18 protein-coding genes are annotated in these 18644 nt (G+C 45.1%); 15 read left to right on the plus strand and 3 right to left on the minus strand.

The window, feature by feature from the left end; genetic code table 11:
- Window positions 1-48: 48 nt before the first annotated feature.
- Window positions 49-2397 (plus strand): M1 family metallopeptidase, encoded by a 2349-nt coding sequence (locus C1N53_RS15255; RefSeq protein ID WP_137760133.1) that lies wholly within the window; start codon window positions 49-51, stop codon window positions 2395-2397.
- A gap of 154 nt (window positions 2398-2551) precedes the next feature.
- On the opposite strand, the gene C1N53_RS15260 is transcribed toward C1N53_RS15255, so the two are convergent.
- Entirely contained in the window at window positions 2552-3898 is a 1347-nt protein-coding gene (locus C1N53_RS15260; protein ID WP_137760134.1) for an NAD(P)/FAD-dependent oxidoreductase, read from the minus strand.
- Window positions 3899-4137: 239 nt separating this feature from the next.
- On the minus strand, window positions 4138-4797 hold the full coding sequence (locus C1N53_RS15265; RefSeq protein ID WP_137760135.1) for a carboxypeptidase-like regulatory domain-containing protein: 660 nt from the start codon (window positions 4795-4797) through the stop codon (window positions 4138-4140).
- An 86-nt stretch (window positions 4798-4883) separates the two neighbouring features.
- Here C1N53_RS15265 and C1N53_RS15270 point away from each other — a divergent pair, with 86 nt between their 5' ends.
- The 13 genes from C1N53_RS15270 (at window position 4884) to C1N53_RS15330 (ending at window position 16912) form a co-directional block, all read left to right on the plus strand.
- Window positions 4884-5270 (plus strand): metalloregulator ArsR/SmtB family transcription factor, encoded by a 387-nt coding sequence (locus tag C1N53_RS15270; protein WP_137760136.1) that lies wholly within the window; start codon window positions 4884-4886, stop codon window positions 5268-5270.
- 260 nt (window positions 5271-5530) lie between these two features.
- Window positions 5531-6232, plus strand: a complete 702-nt coding sequence (locus tag C1N53_RS15275) for a YjjG family noncanonical pyrimidine nucleotidase (RefSeq protein ID WP_137760137.1) — start codon at window positions 5531-5533, stop codon at window positions 6230-6232.
- A gap of 208 nt (window positions 6233-6440) precedes the next feature.
- Window positions 6441-8078 (plus strand): L-glutamate gamma-semialdehyde dehydrogenase, encoded by a 1638-nt coding sequence (pruA, locus tag C1N53_RS15280; protein WP_137760138.1) that lies wholly within the window; start codon window positions 6441-6443, stop codon window positions 8076-8078.
- A gap of 504 nt (window positions 8079-8582) precedes the next feature.
- Window positions 8583-8963 carry an NADH-quinone oxidoreductase subunit A gene (locus tag C1N53_RS15285; RefSeq protein WP_137760139.1) on the plus strand — a complete coding sequence of 127 codons (381 nt, stop codon included), beginning with the start codon at window positions 8583-8585 and terminating at the stop codon, window positions 8961-8963.
- 78 nt (window positions 8964-9041) lie between these two features.
- Window positions 9042-9596, plus strand: coding sequence for an NADH-quinone oxidoreductase subunit B (locus C1N53_RS15290; protein WP_305790899.1), 555 nt, complete (start codon window positions 9042-9044; stop codon window positions 9594-9596).
- Window positions 9597-9600: 4 nt separating this feature from the next.
- Entirely contained in the window at window positions 9601-10107 is a 507-nt protein-coding gene (locus tag C1N53_RS15295) for an NADH-quinone oxidoreductase subunit C (protein WP_137760140.1), read from the plus strand.
- A gap of 16 nt (window positions 10108-10123) precedes the next feature.
- A complete protein-coding gene (nuoD, locus tag C1N53_RS15300) occupies window positions 10124-11368 on the plus strand; it encodes an NADH dehydrogenase (quinone) subunit D (protein WP_137760141.1) in 1245 nt (414 codons plus the stop codon).
- Between the two features lie 55 nt (window positions 11369-11423).
- A complete protein-coding gene (gene nuoE / locus C1N53_RS15305; RefSeq protein WP_137760142.1) occupies window positions 11424-11963 on the plus strand; it encodes an NADH-quinone oxidoreductase subunit NuoE in 540 nt (179 codons plus the stop codon).
- Between the two features lie 155 nt (window positions 11964-12118).
- Window positions 12119-13465: an NADH-quinone oxidoreductase subunit NuoF gene (gene nuoF, locus C1N53_RS15310; RefSeq protein ID WP_137760143.1), complete on the plus strand. Its 1347-nt coding sequence runs from the start codon at window positions 12119-12121 to the stop codon at window positions 13463-13465.
- Window positions 13466-13760: 295 nt separating this feature from the next.
- Complete coding sequence (locus C1N53_RS15315; protein ID WP_137760144.1) at window positions 13761-14741, plus strand: 2Fe-2S iron-sulfur cluster-binding protein; 981 nt, start codon at window positions 13761-13763, stop codon at window positions 14739-14741.
- 3 nt (window positions 14742-14744) lie between these two features.
- Window positions 14745-15800 carry an NADH-quinone oxidoreductase subunit NuoH gene (gene nuoH, locus C1N53_RS15320; protein ID WP_137760145.1) on the plus strand — a complete coding sequence of 352 codons (1056 nt, stop codon included), beginning with the start codon at window positions 14745-14747 and terminating at the stop codon, window positions 15798-15800.
- A gap of 80 nt (window positions 15801-15880) precedes the next feature.
- Window positions 15881-16390 (plus strand): NADH-quinone oxidoreductase subunit I, encoded by a 510-nt coding sequence (locus tag C1N53_RS15325; protein WP_168194041.1) that lies wholly within the window; start codon window positions 15881-15883, stop codon window positions 16388-16390.
- 6 nt (window positions 16391-16396) lie between these two features.
- Window positions 16397-16912, plus strand: coding sequence for an NADH-quinone oxidoreductase subunit J (locus tag C1N53_RS15330; RefSeq protein WP_137760146.1), 516 nt, complete (start codon window positions 16397-16399; stop codon window positions 16910-16912).
- 51 nt (window positions 16913-16963) lie between these two features.
- On the opposite strand, the gene C1N53_RS15335 is transcribed toward C1N53_RS15330, so the two are convergent.
- Window positions 16964-17974, minus strand: a complete 1011-nt coding sequence (locus C1N53_RS15335; RefSeq protein ID WP_137760147.1) for a hypothetical protein — start codon at window positions 17972-17974, stop codon at window positions 16964-16966.
- A 336-nt stretch (window positions 17975-18310) separates the two neighbouring features.
- Here C1N53_RS15335 and nuoK point away from each other — a divergent pair, with 336 nt between their 5' ends.
- Entirely contained in the window at window positions 18311-18640 is a 330-nt protein-coding gene (nuoK, locus tag C1N53_RS15340; RefSeq protein ID WP_137760148.1) for an NADH-quinone oxidoreductase subunit NuoK, read from the plus strand.
- Window positions 18641-18644: the final 4 nt, after the last annotated feature.

Genomic DNA, 18644 nt, shown 5'->3' on the forward strand with positions numbered 1-18644 from the left:
ACCTATACCTTTACTTACTATCTAACCTAATCCTTTTTTAACTCTGTCATGAAGAACATACTAGCAAGGTTGGCTCTTATCGGGCTCGTTGCCGCTCCTCTTGCTGCACTGGCACAAGGAGAAAACACCGATAAGTCTAAGTTCAGGCAACTGGCCCAAGAGCTTCCAACCCCGAATACATACCGCACAGCCTCTGGTGCACCCGGTCACCAGTACTGGCAACAGCGTGCCGACTATACCATTAAGGTAGAGCTCAACGATGAGAACCAGTCCGTAACAGGCTCTGAAACCATTACCTACACGAACAATTCGCCGGATGTGCTTTCGTACCTGTGGGTACAGCTGGATCAGAATATCTTTGAGCCTAAATCGATGACGAACCTGACCAACACAGGTACCTTACAGGATCGTATGTCGGTTGCCGCCGTAGAGCAGCACCTGGCGCACGAGCAGTTCGACGGAGGCTTTAAAATTAAAACAGTAAAAGACCGTAACGGCAAAGCATTACCCTTCACCATCAACAATACGATGATGCGCGTAGATTTGCCTGCGCCGCTCAAGCCAAAGCAGTCTTACACTTTCAGCATAGACTGGAACCATAACATTAACGACCAGCTTAAATTGGGCGGGCGCTCTGGATATGAATATTTCGCCGGCGACAATAACTACCTGTATGAGATGGCGCAGTGGTTCCCTCGCATGGCTGTTTACGACGATGTAAACGGCTGGCAGCACAAGCAGTTCCTGGGCAGCGGTGAGTTTGCATTACCTTTCGGCGATTATCGGGTTAGCATTACAGTGCCAGCCGATCATATTGTAGCCGCTACAGGTGAGCTCCAGAACGCCAGCCAGGTTTTAACAGCTACCCAACAAAAGCGCTGGGCTGATGCTGCCAAAGCAAACAAACCTACCCTGATCGTAACACAGGAAGAGGCAACGCAAGCTGAAAAAGCCAAGTCTAAAAGCAAGAAAACCTGGACATTTGCTGCAAAAAACGTACGCGACTTTGCCTGGGCCAGCTCCCGCAAGTTCATCTGGGATGCCATGAATGTAAATGTAGGCGGCAAAAACATACTGGCTATGTCGTACTACCCTAAAGAAGCTAATCCACTTTGGGGGCAGTATTCAACGGAGTCGGTAGCACATACTTTGCGTGTTTACTCTAAGCACACCATCGATTACCCTTACCCTATTGCTATTTCGGTTCATGGCCCTGTAGGCGGTATGGAGTACCCGATGATTTCCTTTAACGGGTACCGCCCCGAAGCCGACGGCACCTACTCCGACCGCATCAAGTATGGTTTAATTTCTGTTATCATACACGAAGTAGGTCACAATTTCTTCCCGATGATCATCAACTCTGATGAGCGCCAGTGGACATGGATGGATGAAGGCCTGAATACCTTTATGCAATACCTGGCAGAGCAGGAATGGGAACGCAACTACCCATCCAGGCGCGGTGAGCCGAAAGATATAGTAGATTACATGAAAGGCGACAAAAATATGCAGGTGCCTATCATGACTAACTCAGAATCGGTACTGCAGTTTGGCAACAATGCCTACGGCAAACCAGCTACTGCCCTGAATGTTTTACGTGAAACAGTAATGGGCCGTGAGTTATTCGATTACGCTTTTAAAGAGTATGCTAACCGCTGGGCCTTTAAACACCCGATGCCAGCCGACTTCTTCCGCACCATGGAAGACGCATCTGGTGTAGACCTCGATTGGTTCTGGAGAGGCTGGTTCTATACCACCGACCATACCGATATTTCTGTTGAAGAAGTTAAATGGTACAGCATCGATTCTCAGGACCCTGAATTTGTAAGTGCACAAAGAAGAGAGCAGCAAAACAAGGCTCCTCAAACACTTTCGCAGCAGCGTAACCTCCAGGACATCCAGAAAACACTGGTAGAGCAGAAGCCTGAGCTAAAAGACTTCTACAATAGCTACGACCCGCTGGCAGCCACTGCCTCCGACAAAGCCAGATACCAGAACCTGGTAGCCAGCTTAACACCGGCAGAAAAGAAGATACTGGACTCTGGCCTGAACTTTTACGAAGTTGGTTTTAGAAACATAGGAGGCCTGGTAATGCCGCTGATTGTGCGCATGGAATTTGAAGACGGCACCGATGAGGTTGTAAACATTCCGGCTGAAATCTGGCGCTACAACAACGAAGAGATTACGAAGGTATTTGTAACAGCTAAACCTGTTGTTAGCTTTACGCTGGACCCATTCCTGCAGACGGCTGATACAGATCTTTCGAATAATGCTTATCCTCGTCGTGTGGCACCCTCTCGTTTCGATATCTTCAAACAGAACCGCCCTGCGCAGCAAAACCCAATGCAACAGCAGCGCAGCACAACACGCACTAACAATAATAGCAATACGGGCCAATAATTGTTTACCCCCAGCAAGCAGAAGGGGCCGCTGGTTATCCAGCGGCCCCTTCTGCTTGCTGGGGGTATCTGCTATAATCTTCTATGCCTCTATCAATAAAACGAACATCTTGCCTTCAGAAAATCATACTCCTGCCCATTTCCGAATCTTAACCTTACTCTTCATTATACTTATTCATAAACTTCTGCCGCGCAATATCTCCTTTCCGCACAAATGGCCTGATTATAAGCCTTGTACCGCGCTCATAAGTAAAGAAATGGTAAATCCAGTTACTTAGTACAACCAGCTTGTTACGGAAACCAATCAGGTAGGCAATATGCACGAACAACCATGCTACCCAGGCAAAGAAACCACCTAAGTGAATATTTTTAGGCAAGTCTGCGACGGCACGGTTTCTTCCTATAATTGCCAGAGAACCTTTATCGAAATATTTAAAAGGCTCCAAGGGCTGATTGCTGATGATGTTTTTGAGATTCTTAGCCAGCAGTTTTCCTTGTTGTATGGCAGGTTGCGCAACCCCCGGATGTCCTCTCGGGTATTCATCCGTTTTCATGAAGGCAATGTCTCCGATGGCAAAAATGTCGTTAAAGCCCAGCACCTGGTTGTAAGGGTTTACTAAAATTCTGCCCCGCTCTAACGATTCAGGCGGCAAGCCATCTACTAAGGCTCCCGCTACACCGGCTGCCCAGATAAGCGTATGCGTCCGAACCTGCTCCCCGCCTTTAAAAGTGGCAATACTTCCATCATAAGACTCTACCAGTGTATTCAGCTTCATTATGATCCCTAACTCCTGCAGATAGCTGTGAGTTTTCTTACTCGCTTCAGGCGACATAGGCGGAAGCACCCTGTCGAGCCCCTCCACCAGGTAGATATTCATGGTGCTGAAGTCGAGGCCCGGATAATCGGTGGGCAGTACATACTTCCGCATTTCAGCCAATGCACCAGCCAGCTCTACACCTGTTGGCCCTCCACCTACTATAACAAAGTTCAACAAGCTTTGCCTGATTTCCGGGTCTGTTGTCATGTTCGCCTGTTCAAAGCACTGTAGCATCTGGCTGCGCAGGTTAAGCGCATCCGGTATCTGCTTCAGCGGGAAAGAATATTTCTTTACCTGCTCATTTCCGAAGTAATTAGGCTTTGTACCCGTACCAATTACCAGGTAGTCGTAGGCAAGATCACCAATTAGGGTAGATACTGTTTTCTGTGCAGTATTAATACCGGTTACACGCACTAAACGGAAGTGAAAATCTTCAAAATCGTCGCTGCCGAACATCTTGCGAAGCGGTTCAGCAATAGCATCGGGTTCAAGGCCGGCCGTAGCTACCTGGTAGAGCAAGGGCCAGAAGCCGTGATAGTTTTGTTTATCAAACAGAACCACCTGAAAATCTCTGCACTTTAGCTTCTTTGCCAGGTTTATCCCACCAAAGCCCCCACCAATTATCACAACTCTAGGTTTAGTGGTAGGAGGTATATTCAGCGATAACTTATCAACTTCGAGCATATAGGTATATAGTTAGCCATTGCAATGAAAGTACAAGTATGGTATACCAAACGAAAAAGTATACACATGTATCAATATTGCGATAACGCAACCTTGTGCAGCTTAGTTACTTTAGCAGATCAACGTGCGAAGCAGAAATGTATGGTTTAAGCTAATAAAAGTTTACAGAAGAAAATACAGAAGCACATCCTGCTATTCAAAAGCAGGGTTTAATTTTAAATAATCAACAGCTTGAAAGGTTATTTCTTTTTGAAGTCGCCGTTCTTGAGCATATTCATGAGCTGAATAAGCGACTGCGGGTTAACGGTAGGAAACATATACTTTTGCTCCGTAGCCCGGACATTTTGCATATTCCAGGTACTGAAGTTACCGCCTCCATCCATCGGCGTACTCATAAACAGAGCAGACAAGCGATCAGGATCTAAGTTACGGCTGGCAATAGAGCGGCCTTCGTCTGGTAATCTGACAGCAAGAAAGGCCTGTTTGAAATCACGCTCCGTCGCCCACGGAAAAACATCTACCATAGGTAGCTCCGCAGGATCTTCCTGCATCTGCATGATAACAGAATAGCTTTGGCTGCCAAAATTTTTCGGGATAATAAGATATTGTGTTTTGTAGCCTATCGCCCTGAAAATAACACTATCACCGGTAAGCACAGGCACAGAGAAAAAGCCATATTCATTTGTCTGCGCGCCGCGGTTTGTATTCGGAACATACACCGACACACCTGCTACGCCATACAAACTATCGCCTACAGCCACAAAGCCAGACAGCTGCACCGCACGCTTTTCTCCCTGCGCGGCTGCCTCCTGAGGCAAACCAATACATAACAACAAGAAGGCTATTACAGGTAGTAACAACCACTTCAGCTTCCTTTTACAGACGGTATTATAGGACATGTAAGACTCCATGGAGTACAATTATACTGTTATTTCTTTTAAAATAGCAGCATTTGCCTAAATTTGTTTATGATGGCAAACGCTTTATGAAGTTAAAACACTTTAGTTTAACATACGGAGAACAGGTATTAAAGGCTTTAGCCGACGAATCGCGTCTCCGTATCCTGAACCTGGTTATCCGGAACAAAGAAATGTGCACCTCTGATCTGGAGCAGGTCCTTGACTTTACTCAAACCAAAACGTCACGCCACCTGTCCTATTTAAGAAGTGCAGGGCTTGTCACTCCCCGAAAGAGAGACCAGTGGGTTTTTTATGCTCTTAAAGAAGAAGCATCTGAGCTAACTATTCAGATTTTCAGCTATATGGAACGTGATGCCACTCTTACCAAAGATCAGGAAATTTACCAAATTCTCTTCTCTAACCGCGAATTAGCTGCCAATAAGCTGATAGCCCGTCGCTGGTCGCCCTCCTGACGTCCCGCTAAGTTAAAATCAGAAAAACATGGATCAAAGGTTTAGCTCCCACTAAATTATTCTCTGCACCGCAAGGTGCTGCATCAACTCTTACATCTAAACCAAAGGAGCATTTGCCTGTTAAGTTTATGTTATAACTTCTTCTACTCTTTATTTATTGCCCCTTTATAACAACTGTTTCACCCAAAATGGTTTAAAGCCAGTTCTTATTTAAAACATTGGCTGGTTAAGTCCGTTTTACTTTTAGTTCAGATTATATTATGAAAACATATAAACACATTCTTTTCGATTTAGACCACACGCTCTGGGATTTTGAAAAGAACTCAGAAGAGACGCTTTATACCCTATACGAACAGTTCGGCCTTCATACCTTTGGGAAGTTCGACTGCAGTTCATTTTATAAAAAGTATAAGTTTGTAAACACCCGCCTTTGGGACCTCTACAACAAAGGAAAGATCAGCCAGCAGGAACTTCGTGAAACACGTTTTTTAAAAACTTTAACCGGTTTAGGCTTAGAGCCACACCAGGTACCGGAAGAGATATCGGAAGCGTATACCTACATGTGCCCTACTAAGTCGGCAGTGTTTCCCTATACATATGAGGTGCTGCAATACCTGCAGCCTAAATATGGCCTGCACATTATCACCAATGGGTTCAAAGATGTGCAATACATCAAAATGAACTCTTCTAAGCTACACGACTATTTTAAAGAAATTGTCACTTCAGAGTGTTGCGGCTATAAAAAACCGGATTGCCGCATTTTTGAGCATGCATTGCAGCGGATAAATGTAAATCCGGAGGAGTGCCTGATGGTAGGTGATAATTTACTGTGTGATATTGCAGGGGCCCGGGCAGCCGGTATAGACCAGGTATATTTTAACCCGGAAAAGATAAAGACAACACATCGCCCCAAGCCAACTTACGAAATCAGCTGCCTGAGCGAACTAAAGCAGATTTTATAAACCTCTGCCTAAAGAAGCCGGCTCCATCTTTCGCTTACCGGCATCAGGTTTAAATATACGCTCTGCCTGAGCAACTGTTCTTCAGACATAATTTCTAATTCAGAATTCCTGATTTCTTACCCAATTAGGCGTACCTTTGCACAGAGGCCCTGCATAGCGGTATGCCTCATGAACTATTTTAGCTAATCTACAAAACCCAAAGTAAAGCATGGCAACTGGATTTTTTAGAGTACCAACACCTGTAAACGAGCCTGTAAAGTCTTATGCCCCCGGCTCCCCCGAAAGAGCAGAACTACAGCGTACCTATAAAGAACTAAAGTCGAAACAGCTGAATGTACCAATGTACATCGGCGGCGACAAAGTGTATACAGACAATAAGCAGCCTATGCTGCAACCACACGACCACCAGCACACACTGGGGCACTTTAGCGAGGGCGATGCGTCACACGTGGAACAAGCCATTAACGCTGCTCTGGCAGCCCGCGAACAATGGGCTAATATGAGCTGGGAACACAGAGCCAGCATTTTCTTAAAAGCAGCGGACTTACTCGCTGGCCCCTGGAGAGCCAGGCTGAATGCCGCGACCATGCTGGGCCAGTCAAAAAACGCTTACCAGGCTGAGATTGATTCTGCCTGTGAGTTTATCGACTTTCTGCGCTTTAATGTGCACTACATGACGGAGATTTACCAGATGCAACCGGAATCTTCTCCTGGCATTTGGAACCGTATGGAGCACCGCCCGCTGGAAGGCTTTGTATTTGCACTTACGCCATTCAACTTTACGGCCATAGCCGGCAACCTGCCAGCTTCTGCCGCTCTTATGGGAAATGTGGTAGTCTGGAAACCAGCTTATACACAAATTTACGCCGCTCATATGATTATGGAGCTTTTCCACGAGGCAGGATTACCTGATGGCGTAATCAATTTAGTGTATGTAGATGGCCCTGTAGCTGGTGATGTAATTTTTAACCATGCTGATTTTGCAGGCATTCACTTTACCGGAAGCACTGCCGTATTCCAGAACATCTGGAGAACTATCGGAGAAAAGATTCATAAGTATAAAACCTACCCGCGCATTGTGGGCGAAACCGGTGGTAAAGACTTCATCCTGGCTCACAGTTCTGCTGATCCGCGCGTACTGGCCACTGGCATTGTACGGGGTGCATTCGAATACCAGGGCCAGAAATGCTCGGCCGCTTCGCGTGCTTATATTCCAAGCAACCTATGGGACGAGGTAAAGCAATATGTGATAGAAGATGTGAAGTCCTTTAAAATGGGTCCTCCAGAAGACTTCAGCAACTTCATTAATGCTGTTATTGATGAAAAGTCATTCGATAAAATTGCCCGCTATATAGACAATGCCAAGAACAGCAACAACGAGGCTGAGATTATTGTTGGCGGTAACCATGATAAATCCAAAGGCTATTTTATTGAGCCTACGGTTATACAAACCCATAATCCGCAATACGTAACACTTTGCGAAGAAATCTTTGGGCCGGTTATCTCTATTTATGTGTATGACGAGAACTATTTCGAAGATACGCTGGAGCTGGTAAATTCTACGTCTCCTTATGCTTTAACAGGGGCCATATTCGGCCGTGACCGCTATGCTGTAGAACTGGCTACTAAAAAATTGAGTGATGCAGCCGGCAACTTCTACATCAACGATAAGCCAACGGGTGCCGTGGTAGGCCAGCAGCCATTTGGAGGCTCCAGAGCTTCCGGAACCAACGACAAAGCAGGCTCCATGCTCAACCTGCTGCGCTGGGTGTCACCAAGATCAATTAAAGAAACCTTTGCTCCTCCGGTAGACTACCGTTACCCGTTCTTAGGAGAAGACAAGTAGTGCAGTGCTAAATCAGAAAAGCTGAATGGCGTAATTGCCGCTTATACTGCTCCAGGTTTACGACCTGAGTTCTCTTTGGGCAAGTTTTCACCTTGCGTGCTCCTCTTGCAGGTACACGTTCATAGTTGAAAACTTGCCTTTATTTTTATCATAGCTCTGAAACTTGTGACAGTCGTTTACAACCTCTCCCCGGTTATTTATTCGTACCCACCTATTAAAGTCCTGTAGCCACTAGGTTGTTACCATGTAACGATGCAACAAATTAGGTTTCTGAGAGCTATAATTTATAAACAGGTATATTCCGGCTCATATTCCCAAACTCAATTTTGATTTTTAATTCACAATTTCTAATTCATCCCAACACACTATTTAGAATGATTTTAAAATAGTCTTAAACTGCCTGAAATGCAGATTTCTACAGATATTACAGTATAGTTATGCTTTTGATTGTTGGCTATTTATACCTAATTTTGCTCCCAAATTTTAACAACGGATTACAGCTATATGGAAACTACTGTAGATCAGTACTTACCGTCGGATTATTTACCGATTCTTATTCAGTTTGCAGCAGCCCTTGGCTTTGTTATTTTTGCCTTAGTGGCTACGCATACGCTAGGCCCGAAGCGAAGCAGCGAAGTAAAAGATGCGTCCTGGGAAAGCGGTATAGAGTCTGTTGGTGATGCCCGCACGCCTATCTCTTATAAATATTTCATGACGGCCATTCTCTTCGTGCTTTTCGATGTGGAAATCATCTTCTTATACCCTTGGGCAGTAAACTTCCGCTCATTCGGTTTAGAAGGCTTTTTACAGATGGTTGTTTTCATGGGCTTACTGCTGGCAGGTTTCTTCTACGTGCTGAAAAAAGGTATTTTAAAGTGGGAATAGACCATTAAACTTTTACAAGTTCATTTGTGTTAAAACTGAGGGTACTAGCATCCCGCTTGTAAAATAAAACGATCTACAATGAGTGATTCAAATCAAGATATAAAAATGGTAGATGCTCCTGAGGGGCATTCCGGAGCTGGTTTTTTCGCCACTTCCTTTGAGAAAGTAATTGGTTTAGCACGTAAGAATTCGCTTTGGCCTTTGCCTTTTGCTACTTCTTGCTGTGGTATTGAGTATATGGCAACCATGGGGTCGCATTACGACATCTCCCGCTTCGGTTCAGAGAGGCCAAGCTTCTCCCCGCGCCAGGCAGATATTATGCTCGTAATGGGTACTATCGCTAAAAAGATGGGGCCAGTTGTGAAACAGGTATACGAGCAGATGGCAGAACCACGCTGGGTAGTAGCTGTAGGAGCCTGTGCTTCCTCAGGTGGCATTTTTGATACCTATTCCGTTTTACAAGGCATCGATCGTATTGTTCCTGTGGATGTGTACGTACCCGGATGCCCTCCACGCCCTGAGCAAATCTTAGACGGCTTGATGCGTGTGCAGGATTTAGCTGCAAATGAATCGCTACGCCGCCGTAATTCGCCGGAATACCAGGCGCTTTTAGCCTCTTATAACATTAAATAAGCAAATGGAGCTTACGAACGAAAACGTACTAGGTAAAATAATCAGCGAGTTTGGGGAAGAGAACATTTGGGATGCTTACAACCCGGATGGTATTATGACCTTTACCACTAACCGTGAAACGATTGTTAACCTGATCACTTACCTGCGCGACGACAAGGAACTGCAAATAAGCTTCCTGACCACGATGTGCGGTATTCACTATCCGGAACAAAAAGGCAAAGAACTGTGCGTGATGTATCAACTGCACAGCTTGCGCCATAACTACCGTGTTCGGATTAAGGTGTTTATACCAGGTTCAGACCCTGTGATGCCAACCATGACGGGCGTTTACGCTACCACTAACTGGATGGAGCGTGAGGCTTTTGACTTCTACGGCATTATCTTTAAAGGGCACCCGAACCTGACACGTATTCTGAACATCGAAGAAATGGAATACCACCCAATGCTGAAGCAATATCCGCTGGAAGACCGGACAAGGGAAGATAAGATAGATACATATTTCGGACGTTAAGCCAAAGGACATAAAAATGGCGACTGAAAATAAAACAGCTGAACTGACTGAAATAGAGCAATTCCGAAAAGATCACGGACTTGCCCTGCAGGACGAGCAGCAACTAACTACGCTGAACCTGGGGCCAACGCACCCGGCAACGCACGGCATTTTCCAGAACATCCTGCAAATGGACGGTGAGAAGATTGTAGACGCAGTGCCTACAATCGGTTATATCCACCGGGCCTTTGAAAAAATAGCAGAACGCAGACCGTTCTACCAGATCACGCCTTTAACTGATCGCATGAACTACTGTTCCTCCCCTATCAATAACATGGGGTACCATATGACAGTAGAGAAACTCTTGGGTATTACCATACCGAAGCGTGCGCAGTACATCCGTGTGATTATGATGGAACTGGCTCGAATCTCTGATCACCTGATCTGTAACTCTATTCTGGGTGTGGACTCTGGTGCATTTACAGGCTTCCTGTATGTGATGCAGGAGCGTGAAAACATCTATGATATTTACGAAGAGGTTTGCGGTGCCCGACTAACGACCAATATGGGCCGTATAGGCGGTATGGAACGCGATCTGTCTCCAAAGGCATTGCACCTGATCGGAGAGTTCCTGAAGCGCTTCCCGAAAGTGTGGGCGGAGTTTGAGAAGATGATGACACGCAACCGTATCTTCATGGACAGAACAACCGATGTGGGTGCCATTTCAGCAGAACGTGCCCTGAGCTACGGTTTTACAGGTCCTAACCTGCGTGCTGCCGGTGTCGACTACGATGTGCGTGTGATGAACCCTTACTCTTCTTACGAGGACTTTGAGTTTGACATTCCGGTAGGCTCCAAAGGTGACACTTACGATCGCTTTTTAGTGCGCAATGAGGAAGTATGGCAAAGCTTAAGAATTATTGAGCAGGCCTACAAGAATTTACCTGAAGGCTCTTATCACGCAGATGCTCCCCACTATTACCTGCCTCCAAAGCAAGAAGTTTACACCAACATGGAAGCGCTAATCTATCACTTTAAAATAGTAATGGGTGAAACAGATGCTCCTAAAGGCGAGGTATACCACAGTGTTGAAGGTGGAAACGGTGAGTTAGGGTTCTACCTGATCAGCGATGGCGGCAGAACACCTTACAGATTACACTTCCGCCGCCCATGCTTTATATACTACCAGGCCTATACTGAAATGATTAAGGGTGGTCAGCTGGCAGACGCTATCCTGACACTGAGTAGCTTAAACGTAATTGCAGGCGAGCTAGACGCTTAATAATTAAAATACAAGTTATCAGCGGCCTTTGGTCCTTGATAAATGAACTATAAAAATGGCAGAGACTATAAACGAAGTACAGTTTTCTGAAGCTGGAATGGCCGAGATTCAGCGTTACATCAGCCACTATCCGGAGGGCAGACAAAAGTCTGCTATCCTGCCGATCCTGCACATTGCACAGGCAGAGTTTGGTGGCTGGGTTAGCCCTGAAGCAATGGATAAAATTGCCCAAATACTAAATATACAGCCAATCGAAGTATATGAGGTTGCCACTTTCTATACCATGTTCAACTTAAAACCAGTTGGCAAGCATGTTTTGGAAGTATGTCGCACAGGCCCTTGCTGCCTGCGAGGTGCAGATCAGATGATCGATATGCTGAAGCAAAAGCTGAATATAGAGGAAGGCGAAACAACTGCTGACGGTATGTTTACCTTAAAGCCTGTTGAGTGCCTCGCTTCCTGTGGCTCAGGTCCGATGCTACAGGTGCGTGAAAAGTATTACGAGAACCTGGATACAGAAGAACGTGTCGATGCTTTCTTAGAGATGATGCGCAACACACCAGTGGAAACGCCTTATCACCAAGTTTCGAAATAGGCAAAAGATAATGGACAAAAGCAAAGGATGTTGTTATTAAAAGCTATTCCTTTATAAAGTCTTTTGTCCGTTAGCAAAAAAAATCCTTTGTCCGAAAGAAAGAAAAGCCTGAACTAAAAATCGGGCACAAGAAAACTACAAAATATCCTGTCAGCATGGGACTTAAAATATTAACCGAACATATAAACGTACCTGGCATTGAAACGCTGGAAGTATATCGTAAGCATGGCGGCTACCGCTCGGTAGAAAAGGCTTTGAAAACGATGACACCGGAAGAAGTGGTGGAAGAGGTAAAAACTGCTGGCCTGCGTGGTCGTGGTGGAGCTGGCTTCCCGGCAGGTATGAAATGGAGCTTCCTGGCTAAACCAGAAGGTGTTCCGCGTTATTTAGTATGTAACGCAGATGAATCAGAGCCCGGGACTTTCAAAGACCGTTACTTCATGCAGAAGAACCCACATGCTTTAGTAGAAGGTATGATTGCCTCTAGTTATGCATTGGGTGCTAATACATCTTATATCTATATCCGTGGTGAACTGATGTTCATCCTGCGCATTCTGGAGAAAGCCATTGCAGAAGCTTATGCAGCAGGCTTACTTGGCAAAAACATTCTGGGTTCAGGCTACGATCTGGACCTACATGTAGCACCAGGAGGAGGAGCTTATATCTGCGGTGAAGAAACTGCTTTACTGGAGTCTTTGGAAGGCAAGCGCGGTAACCCACGGAATAAACCGCCTTTCCCGGCTGTAAAAGGTCTATTTGCCAGCCCAACAGTGGTGAACAACGTGGAAACAATATCTTCTGTGCCTTGGATCATCAACAACACAGGTGCTGAATACGCTAAAGTGGGTATAGGGCGCAGTACTGGTACAAAACTTATTTCTGCCAGCGGTAACATCAACAATCCTGGTGTTTATGAAATTGAGCTGGGAGTGCCGGTAGAGGAGTTTATTTATTCAGATGAATACTGCGGAGGCATCTGGAAAGGCAAGCAGTTAAAGGCAGTTGTACCAGGTGGCTCTTCTGTTCCGATTCTTCCCAAAGAACTGATCCTGAAAACTGCAGCAGGCGAACCACGCCTGATGTCTTACGAATCGCTTTCAGACGGTGGATTTGTGAGTGGATCTATGTTGGGTTCAGGTGCTTTTATCGTGTTTGATGAAGACCAGTGCATCGTGCGTAACACGTGGAACTACTCCCGCTTCTACCACCATGAATCGTGCGGCCAGTGCAGCCCTTGCCGTGAAGGTACAGGCTGGATGGAAAAAGTATTGCATCGCATCGAACATGGACACGGGCATCAGCAGGATATAGACCTGCTGGTAAGTGTGGCAAAACAGATTGAAGGTAATACCATCTGCCCGCTGGGTGATGCCGCCGCATGGCCTGTAGCAAGTGCAGTACGTCACTTCCGCGAAGAGTTCGAGTGGCATATCAAGCACCCGAAAGAAGCAACAGCACCTGGAGCAGTATACAGAGGCCAGTTGGCAGAAGTAACAGCTTAGGTGCGTAGCACGATACATGTATCAAGACGTAAGATAGCAGATTTTTAGTTGCTTACGTTTACAGGAATTCTAACTTAAACTCCGCCTTAAAAAGGATAGGGATTTTTGGAAAACCTCTGAAGTTTTTTTTAAATACTGTCATTCTGAAAGAAACTTGGTTCGAAAAAGTCTAAGCCTCAGCTAAGAGCAAGCAAGATCCTTGCAGGTTACAAGATTGAAAAAAGAACAATAATAATAAGTGTAGTATAAAAAGGTGAAGGCAATAGATACCCTTCCATCAAAGATAAATTAACAAATGGCTAAAATAACTTTTGACGGCATAGAGGTAGAGGTAGAAGACGGTTCTACCATTCTGCAGGCCGCTAGAAAAATTGGTGGCAATGTGGTGCCTCCTGCCATGTGTTACTATGGCCCTTTAAAAGGCAGCGGCGGTAAGTGCCGCGTGTGCCTGGTGAAAGTAACACAAGGTTCTGCCAAAGATCCGCGTCCAATGCCTAAACTGGTTGCTTCGTGTATTACACAAGTACAGGATGGCATGGTGGTAGAAAACACAACCAACGAAGATGTACTGAATGCCCGCAAAGGTATTGTAGAAATGCTGCTTATTAACCACCCGCTGGATTGCCCGATCTGCGACCAGGCTGGTGAGTGTAGCTTGCAAGACCTTTCGTATGAGCATGGTGTGAGTGCCACCCGCTACGAAGAAGAAAGACGTACTTTCAATAAAGTAGACTTAGGCCCTTACATCCAGCTGCACATGACGCGTTGCATCCTGTGCTATCGTTGTGTGTATACAGCCGATCAGATTACGGATAAGCGTGTGCACGGTGTATTAGGTCGTGGCGACGCTGCGGAGATCGGTACTTACATCGAGAATGTAATCGACAACGATTTCTCCGGAAACGTAATTGATGTATGCCCTGTGGGTGCTTTAACAGATAAAACCTGGCGTTTCAAAAACCGGGTATGGTTTACTAAACCGCTGGATGCCCACCGTGACTGCCCAACATGCAGCGGCAAGGTAACACTTTGGAACCGTGGTGATCAGGTACTTCGCGTAACAGCCCGTAAGGACGAATACAACGAAGTAGAAGAGTTTATCTGTAATACCTGCCGTTTCGATAAAAAAGAAATGAGCGACTGGACCATAGAAGGCCCTCGACACATAGACAGAGGCTCTGTTATATCAGCCAACCACTATGAACTTCCTGTAGTGAATGTACCGATTGTGCCGAACTTACCTAAATCTACTAAGAAAAACCTGCCTCAGCACTAATTTATGGAGTCTGTAGACCTAATATATAAAGCGATATACATCCTGGCAATTTTTGGCATCACCCTGCTGATTGCAACCTACTCTACTTATTTCGAGCGTAAAATTGCAGCTTTTATCCAGGACCGCAGGGGGCCGAACCGTGCCGGACCAATGGGACTGCTGCAGCCGTTAGCCGATGCCGGTAAACTCTTTTTTAAAGAAGATTTTATACCAGCAAAAGCTAACAAAGCGCTGTTTATTATAGGGCCGGGCATTGCCATGATTGTAGCCTTGATGTCGAGTGCTGTTATTCCGTTTGGTGACAGATTACTGGTAGCCGGACGCGAAGTATTTCTACAGGCGATCGAAGTAAATATTGGTGTTCTTTATGTATTTGGAATAGTTTCCTTGGGCGTATACGGACTGATGATTGGAGGATGGGCTTCCAATAATAAATTCTCGTTACTGGGTGCCATACGTGCTGCCTCGCAAAATATCAGTTATGAACTGGCAATGGGTTTATCCCTGATCGCGGTGTTAATGCTGAGCGGCTCACTTTCATTAAGAGAGATTGCAGCACAACAGGCAGGCTTTAACTGGAACATCTGGTACCAGCCACTTGGGTTTATCATTTTCCTGGTATGTGCCTTTGCAGAATGTAACCGTACACCTTTCGACTTACCTGAAAGTGAGGCCGAACTAATTGGTGGTTACCACACAGAGTATGGCTCTATGAAGCTGGGAATGTACCTGTTTGCAGAATATATTAACATCTTTGTAGCGTCTGCAGTAATGTCTACACTTTACTTTGGTGCTTACAATTTCCCGTTTATGGAGAACCTGCGAGCAGCCATCAGCGATCCCGTACTGGCGAACAACGTGGTTACGATAGTAGGGGTGGTGGCCATGTTCACCAAAATATTCCTGTTCATCTTCTTCTTTATGTGGGTTCGCTGGACGCTTCCACGCTTCCGTTACGACCAACTGATGAAGCTGGGCTGGCAGATATTGATTCCGCTTGCTATCCTGAATATTTTATTAACAGGCGGTGGTATTCTACTGAAAGAGCACTTATTTTAAAATAAAGTACCTAAACTTGAATGTTGCCTGTTATATGACTGTTAAAACAGACATACGCCAACAATCATAAGCTGAAAGAAATGGAACCATTATCAAATAGAAGAAAGAACGTTGAAAAAAAGGAAATGACTTTCGCAGAGAGAGCTTATCTTCCTGCTATTGCTCAAGGTCTTTCTATTACCCTGAAGCACTTCTTTAAAAAGAAAGCAACTATACATTACCCGGAAGAAACGCGCCAGCGCAGTGATGTGTGGCGTGGCCTGCACGTGCTAAAGCGCGACGAGCAAGGCCGTGAGCGTTGCACTGCCTGCGGACTTTGTGCTGTAGCCTGTCCGGCAGAAGCCATAACCATGACAGCCGGTGAGCGCAAAAAAGGAGAAGAGAACCTGTATCGTGAAGAAAAATATGCAGTAACCTACGAGGTAAATATGCTGCGTTGTATCTTCTGCGGCTTATGTGAAGAGGCATGCCCTAAAGCTGCTATTTTCTTACAGGATGATAAACTTGCTCCGGCCCGTTTCGAGCGCGATGAATTTATATATGGCAAAGACCGATTGGTAGAGCCATTAAAAACTACAGAAACAAAATAAACTCCGATGACAGAGAACCTGTTTTATTTCCTTGCTTTCCTTACGCTGCTGTGCGCACTGATGGTCGTTATTTCAAAAAACCCTGTTCATAGCGTAATTTTCCTGATCATTACCTTCTTCACCATTTCAGGACATTACATTCTGCTGAACGCACAATTTCTGGCGGCTGTCAACATTATTGTGTATGCCGGAGCTATTATGGTATTGTTCCTGTTCGTAATCATGTTCCTGAACCTGGGTAAAAACCAGCAGGATGTAAAAACAAAAACAATCACAAAAATAGCAGGTACTATAGCTGGAGGTATGCTTTTCGTGGTATTTATTGCGGCCATGAAAGATGCTGCTTTAACAGTATCTACGCCAGAAGAATATAACTCTCAAATAGGCATGGTAGAAAACCTGGGAGCTGTACTGTTTACACAATACCTGTTGCCCTTCGAGCTGGCCTCGGTGCTTTTCTTAGTAGCCATGGTAGGTGCTGTTATGCTTGGAAAGAAAGAAACAGGAGAAAGTCACTTCTAAATTTCAGAACATAAGATACAGTAAAAGCCGGAGCAATTCACTTCGGCTTTTTTATGGCCTTGTTCTTAGCTGAACCTCTAACAGTTCTGAATTGCCCCTGTCATCATCCGACACAGCAATTATTCTATACCGCCTGCCACCGCCGCTTTTCTCAAGCACAACCAGCGATTCAACTTTTCCTATATACGTAGCGCCATCAGGTCGGGTAATAACAGCGGCCGGAACCGATACGATAGCGCTATCGTCGGCAGGAATAGCATCAAGAGGAATATACCCTATGTAGCTGCCCAACACCTCACCATCATTTACAGCGTCTGCTGTATTTTCTATAGAAGCAGTAAAGAACAGCTTTTCATCGAAAACAAATGCACCCGAAAAACCAGCTTGCAAATCACCTAAAATAGGCAGATGAAACTGATGAATAGCCGGCGCAGGGAAAGTTGGAACATGCAGGTTTTCAGTTGCATCTCCGATACCAGCACCGCCACTTAAGCTTAAACCAGAATCAGCTGATTCTTGCTCTACAGGGTTGTAGGTAAGAAATCTGAAAAATTCATCCAGGTCGTACGAAAGAAGTATATTAGAACCATCTCCAACACCGCGCTGCAGTAAAAACAACTTATCATTGCTTGCTGCTACTCCTTCTATGTTTAGTTCGGCATTTTGCAAAGCCCCAGAACTTTGAATTTGTGCATAAAGATCTTCTAATTTATGCACGGTAACCACAACATTGCTGTTTGGAGAACCGGCATTTTCCACTAAAAAAGCACTGTTGCGCATAGGCCCGGAGCCAGAACCCAACAGCAGCAGGTAATGTTTGTTGTTCCTTAAAAAAGAGGTCATCCCTTCTAGGTCCAGTTTCTCGGCTTTCGGCACTCTTCCTGTTATAAAATTTGCTGTATCTGATAATACAAGCCGTTCCACCAGCTGAAAGTCCTGATCCAGCTTGTATAAAAAAGGAGAATCGTCTCCGATAACATAATAATATTTACCTACAGCCTCTAAACCAGACGCGGAAGGGATTTTATCATAAAATACCTTATTTTGAATAGATGCTCTCATTCTTAAGCTTGAATCAATAGAAACAGGAGATTCCGAAATAAGTACGCGGGTTTCGGGAAGGCGCCTGCAGGAAAAAGTAAGAAGTGCTGTTAATATAATGGCTATAAGAAAAAAACGCTGCAAAACCATAAAGCTGAAACAAGTTAATTACCAGTATACGCACTCCATTCAAAACTGTACGAAGCAGATATAAGCTGCAGATATATTGTTGTTACAACCAAAGTGCAAAGGTTCAATAAGAATATAAATATGTTATGGATATTTAAAAAATGAGGATAACTTTGCGAATTGATATAGGATTATACATCAATCAGCCATAAGTTCACCCTACATAAGATGAACCAGATACCTGAGGTTATCAGAACCATTCCTTTAGAGTACTACCTTTACTTTAGTGCCGCCCTGTTTTCTATAGGCGTAATAGGAGTGCTTACCCGGCGAAATGCCATTGTTATTTTCATGTGTATAGAGCTCATGCTAAATGCCGTGAACGTGTTGCTGGCTGCTTTTGCTGCCTATCGTTCCGATGCTAACGGCCAGGTATTCGTGTTCTTTATCATGGCTGTGGCAGCAGCCGAAGTATGTGTGGGGCTAGCGATTATTGTAATGACCTATCGCAATATACGCTCTACCGATGTGCAGTTACTCAATTACCTGAAGTGGTAACAGC

It is taken from the genome of Pontibacter sp. SGAir0037, assembly GCF_005491705.1.
In the GTDB taxonomy this organism is placed as follows: Bacteria; Bacteroidota; Bacteroidia; order Cytophagales; family Hymenobacteraceae; genus Pontibacter.

Bases quoted from the DNA above. Each gene is read 5' to 3' on its own strand.
- C1N53_RS15255 (WP_137760133.1), top strand. From the start codon at position 49: ATGAAGAACATACTAGCAAGGTTGGCTCTTATCGGGCTCGTTGCCGCT.
- C1N53_RS15295 (WP_137760140.1), top strand. From the start codon at position 9,601: ATGGAGCTTACGAACGAAAACGTACTAGGTAAAATAATCAGCGAGTTT.
- nuoE (WP_137760142.1), top strand. From the start codon at position 11,424: ATGGCAGAGACTATAAACGAAGTACAGTTTTCTGAAGCTGGAATGGCC.
- nuoD (WP_137760141.1), top strand. From the start codon at position 10,124: ATGGCGACTGAAAATAAAACAGCTGAACTGACTGAAATAGAGCAATTC.
- C1N53_RS15275 (WP_137760137.1), top strand. From the start codon at position 5,531: ATGAAAACATATAAACACATTCTTTTCGATTTAGACCACACGCTCTGG.
- C1N53_RS15325 (WP_168194041.1), top strand. From the start codon at position 15,881: ATGGAACCATTATCAAATAGAAGAAAGAACGTTGAAAAAAAGGAAATG.
- C1N53_RS15270 (WP_137760136.1), top strand. From the start codon at position 4,884: ATGAAGTTAAAACACTTTAGTTTAACATACGGAGAACAGGTATTAAAG.
- C1N53_RS15315 (WP_137760144.1), top strand. From the start codon at position 13,761: ATGGCTAAAATAACTTTTGACGGCATAGAGGTAGAGGTAGAAGACGGT.
- C1N53_RS15265 (WP_137760135.1), bottom strand. From the start codon at position 4,797: ATGTCCTATAATACCGTCTGTAAAAGGAAGCTGAAGTGGTTGTTACTA.
- C1N53_RS15260 (WP_137760134.1), bottom strand. From the start codon at position 3,898: ATGCTCGAAGTTGATAAGTTATCGCTGAATATACCTCCTACCACTAAA.
- C1N53_RS15330 (WP_137760146.1), top strand. From the start codon at position 16,397: ATGACAGAGAACCTGTTTTATTTCCTTGCTTTCCTTACGCTGCTGTGC.
- C1N53_RS15285 (WP_137760139.1), top strand. From the start codon at position 8,583: ATGGAAACTACTGTAGATCAGTACTTACCGTCGGATTATTTACCGATT.
- C1N53_RS15290 (WP_305790899.1), top strand. From the start codon at position 9,042: ATGAGTGATTCAAATCAAGATATAAAAATGGTAGATGCTCCTGAGGGG.
- pruA (WP_137760138.1), top strand. From the start codon at position 6,441: ATGGCAACTGGATTTTTTAGAGTACCAACACCTGTAAACGAGCCTGTA.
- C1N53_RS15335 (WP_137760147.1), bottom strand. From the start codon at position 17,974: ATGAGAGCATCTATTCAAAATAAGGTATTTTATGATAAAATCCCTTCC.
- nuoF (WP_137760143.1), top strand. From the start codon at position 12,119: ATGGGACTTAAAATATTAACCGAACATATAAACGTACCTGGCATTGAA.
- nuoH (WP_137760145.1), top strand. From the start codon at position 14,745: ATGGAGTCTGTAGACCTAATATATAAAGCGATATACATCCTGGCAATT.
- nuoK (WP_137760148.1), top strand. From the start codon at position 18,311: ATGAACCAGATACCTGAGGTTATCAGAACCATTCCTTTAGAGTACTAC.